General features: G+C 74.7%; 1 protein-coding gene. It reads left to right on the forward strand.

Annotated elements, in window-relative coordinates:
- A partial coding sequence (locus LPA54_RS35340; protein ID WP_228984679.1) for an IclR family transcriptional regulator occupies nt 1-593 on the forward strand: 593 nt, incomplete at both ends.

A 593-nucleotide genomic window follows, 5' to 3' on the forward strand; every position in this document is an offset into this window, starting at 1 on the left:
GGCGAGCGCGCACGAGACGGGCGCGCCGGCCAAGCGGCTGGCGCGGGAGGCCGGGCTGCCCCTGGGCACCGCCTACCATCTGCTGCGCACCCTGGTGCACGACGGCTACCTGCGGAAACTCGACGACGGCGGCTTCGTCCTGGGCGACCGGCTGCAGTCCCTGCACACCGGCGGCCGGAGTCAGGCGCTGCTCACCCGGGTCCGGCCGGTCCTCTCCGCGCTGCGGGACGAACTGTCCAGCGCCGCCTACCTCACCTTCTACGAGGACGGCGAGATCCGGGTCTCCGAGGTCGTGGACGGACCCCGCGCCCCGCGCGTCGACCTGTGGGTGGGCTTCGAGGACGCCGGCCACGCCACCGCGCTGGGCAAGGCCGTGCTGCGGGAGCTGGACGACGAGGCCCGCGAGGAGTACCTGTCCCGGCACGCGCTGAGCGACCTCACCCCGCACACGGTCACCACGCCCATGGAGCTGATCCGCCGGCTGGAGACGACGCCCCTCGCCCCGGCCGTGACGGACCTGGAGGAGTACGCGCTGGGCACGGTGTGCGTGGCGGTGCCGGTGTACGGCGGCGGCACCCTGGGCTCCATCGGCG

The organism is Streptomyces sp. DH12 (genome assembly GCF_020873895.1).
Lineage (GTDB): Bacteria > Actinomycetota > Actinomycetes > Streptomycetales > Streptomycetaceae > Streptomyces.